Source organism: Pseudoalteromonas sp. NBT06-2 (genome assembly GCF_002276045.1).
Lineage (GTDB): Bacteria > Pseudomonadota > Gammaproteobacteria > Enterobacterales > Alteromonadaceae > Pseudoalteromonas.
Map to the genome: position 1 here is coordinate 1 of NZ_NQMR01000283.1, position 2,719 is coordinate 2,719.

Sequence of the window (2,719 nt, forward strand, 5' to 3'; positions counted from 1 at the left end):
ATTGGCTATTACTTGAAATATTCGTTACATCAGATATTGATCAGACCCTAGGCAACTTTTTTCATTTTATATAAACTCAATGCATGACTTCCAATAAGTTTTATTATTTTCTCCCTTAACTCATCAAAATCATCTAAATGAATTTTATTATCGTATTCAAGTAAATTTATCCCTTCAAAGTACTGAAAGACTCAGCGTAAAGTTGGGTTTGGGATTTTTTGATTAATTTGGTGAATAATAAGCTGCAAAACCTAATAACATAATTATTATTTATAATGCACTTAACACTGTGGTTTCTTTTTTGTAAAGAGGAATAAAATTAGATAGTCATACTTTTTTTATAGCGCATAGACGCTGTCTTGGGAGTGTCCATTTCAGCAAAATTATCTTATTGATATCTAATTTTTGGTATGCAATGTTAGATATGGGATCAGAGTGAGCCCATTGCTCCCTAAGCTTCGTTTTAGTTTTCAGGCCCTTTCAGTGTAAACACCAAATGTTTACGCATATTTTTTAAAATAACGCCTTTTTTCATCATTGCGGCACTTAATCGTTTTTGCCATTTTAGTAAATCAGGTTCTGCAGCTTCTAATACTTGCTTATTTTTGAATTGAAAACAAAGCAGTAATGAACCTGGAAATAGGTGATACTCTACATCAAACCAGCATTGCAGCATGCCAGGGATTTCAGCGCGAGCTTGTTCTTCGAGCATATCGGCAGTTTTCAGTACAAGATCTTGTTGTTTTTGTTGGACTTTAGAGAGTTTCTTCATGGAGTATTCCAAAATTAGAGACGAAAAATGAAGCCTGAAAACTGATTATAACTAAACTATTAGATTGCATGCAACGTGATAAAATTAGGCATCCATATTTTTATCGCTGATATTAATTTTCGTCTTAAAATCTCCCGTATAAATCACATCTAAAAAAATATATATGATTAAAATTAATTATTTCATAATGCTTTGGTTACTATGTTTAAATGAGAAATAACTTAAACATGCTTTATCTATGCCACGCCCCCTTGGAAGTGTTTTTACTGATGTTTATGGTACCCTGGGAACTATTTGAGGGAGATGATAAAGGTTCGGATAAAGGAAGTGAGGGGAGAAAAGTCAGGATGTATTTATGCCAAAAAATTTTGGACGCGCAGCTTGTGAAAATCGCCGTTTTTTTTAATTTTGGGCACGGGATAACAGTAAGCTTTATTATTCACCAAATTAGGTAACTTAAAGCAACGGATAGAAAATTTATACAAAATAGAATTGTTAAAGAATAGTATTATGAATCAAAATAATTGTAATATACAATAAAATGAGATCGCATTTGAGTTTAGGAATGAAAACACCAAACCAAATGCATAATAAAGACCAGATGTAAAAGCAACTAGTCTTCTATTAAAACCGTCAAATGATTTCAGGACTAAGGATAGTTTGTGCTTCAAGGTCTTAATCACATTACAATTACTGTTAATGACTTGGACGAGTCATCCATTTTTATGTCAATTTACTTGGTATGACTCCTCATGCTAAATGGATTAATGGTGCTTACTTAACTCTAAACAAAATTTGGTTTTGTTTGTTATGTGACACCGCAATTCCGAGTGATGACTATAGTCATTTGGCCTTTAATGTTTCAGCTTCAAATTTTCAAAGTGTAAAGTCTCAAATTCTTAAAAATGGCATCAAAGAGTGGAAACTAAACAAAAGTGAAGGTGAATCCTTATATTTTCTAGATCCAAATGGTCATAAACTTGAGTTGCATGTAGGTAGCTTAGCTCAAAGACTTGAGTCTTTAAAATTAATGCCATATGAAGGCCTAGAGTTGTTTTAATCGTAAACATAATCTGTTAGACAAGGACAAAATAAAGTTGGCTTTTGCTCCTTCGTCGCTTATTTTACCAACAATATTCTACCCATTAACAGTCTCGTTAGCCGAATAGGAATATTAATAGTATGAATTCAAACATTGAGGTTGAAAAAATTGGTCAAATAGCGATAGCAATTTCTGATTTAAAAAAATTGGTAAAGTTTTATCGTGATATTCTTGGGCTGGAACTACTATTTGAAGTTCCTTCAGGATTGGCATTTTTTAACTGTGGCGGTACTCGCTTAATGTTGACTACTCTTCAAGGAAAAGAGGAAGATCATAATACATCTACTATTTATTACAAAGTTTCCGACATACATAGCGCACGGAATCATTACGAAATAAAGGAACAACGTTTGAGCGTGAGCCTCAACTTGCTGCCAAAATGGAAAATCATGACTTATGGATTGGTTTTCTAAGAGATCCAGATAATAACTTGGTTGGCATAATGGCTGAGTTACCATGGTCATAATTCGGCTAATCGGTAGCCGGAGGTATCTAGCCCACAGCCCATACACCACTTATTATGCACGCTTTTTTATAAACAGAGAAATGTGTAGTGCTCTAATGACACTGTAGATATTTATAGCTTACAATAAGTTTTTAAAGGCAGTAACATGACTATAAAATCAAAAATATTATTTACTCCAGAGCAAAGATTAGAATACGCTAAATTAATGGTCGATAAAGGTTATTCAAATAAAAAAGTTCAAGAAATCTCAGGTGCTGGTGCATCTGCTGTTAAGCGTTTGAAAAAACAATACCAACAAGAACTGTCAGGTATAACCCCTAAAACTACACCTAATTATTAAATAGATTAACTTTATGTCAGCAGTTTTAGGTGAAATTAA

The 2,719-nt window shown here is 33.0% G+C and carries 3 protein-coding genes and 1 pseudogene; 3 read left to right on the plus strand and 1 reads right to left on the minus strand.

Annotation, left to right across the window (positions count from 1 at the left end; translation table 11 throughout):
• Positions 1-463: 463 nt before the first annotated feature.
• Positions 464-772 (minus strand): hypothetical protein, encoded by a 309-nt coding sequence (locus CJF42_RS25360; protein ID WP_095369278.1) that lies wholly within the window; start codon positions 770-772, stop codon positions 464-466.
• Between the two features lie 662 nt (positions 773-1,434).
• Here CJF42_RS25360 and fos point away from each other — a divergent pair.
• The 3 genes and pseudogenes from fos (at position 1,435) to CJF42_RS25380 (ending at position 2,680) form a co-directional block, all read left to right on the plus strand.
• Positions 1,435-1,832 (plus strand): annotated as a pseudogene (gene fos / locus CJF42_RS25370) (fosfomycin resistance glutathione transferase).
• Positions 1,833-1,954: 122 nt separating this feature from the next.
• Positions 1,955-2,287 carry a VOC family protein gene (locus CJF42_RS25375; protein WP_212668871.1) on the plus strand — a complete coding sequence of 111 codons (333 nt, stop codon included), beginning with the start codon at positions 1,955-1,957 and terminating at the stop codon, positions 2,285-2,287.
• Between the two features lie 198 nt (positions 2,288-2,485).
• Positions 2,486-2,680 carry a hypothetical protein gene (locus CJF42_RS25380; RefSeq protein WP_095369280.1) on the plus strand — a complete coding sequence of 65 codons (195 nt, stop codon included), beginning with the start codon at positions 2,486-2,488 and terminating at the stop codon, positions 2,678-2,680.
• Positions 2,681-2,719: the final 39 nt, after the last annotated feature.

Coding starts and splice junctions, on each gene's coding strand:
- CJF42_RS25375 (WP_212668871.1), top strand. CDS start 1,955: ATGAATTCAAACATTGAGGTTGAAAAAATTGGTCAAATAGCGATAGCA.
- CJF42_RS25360 (WP_095369278.1), bottom strand. CDS start 772: ATGAAGAAACTCTCTAAAGTCCAACAAAAACAACAAGATCTTGTACTG.
- CJF42_RS25380 (WP_095369280.1), top strand. CDS start 2,486: ATGACTATAAAATCAAAAATATTATTTACTCCAGAGCAAAGATTAGAA.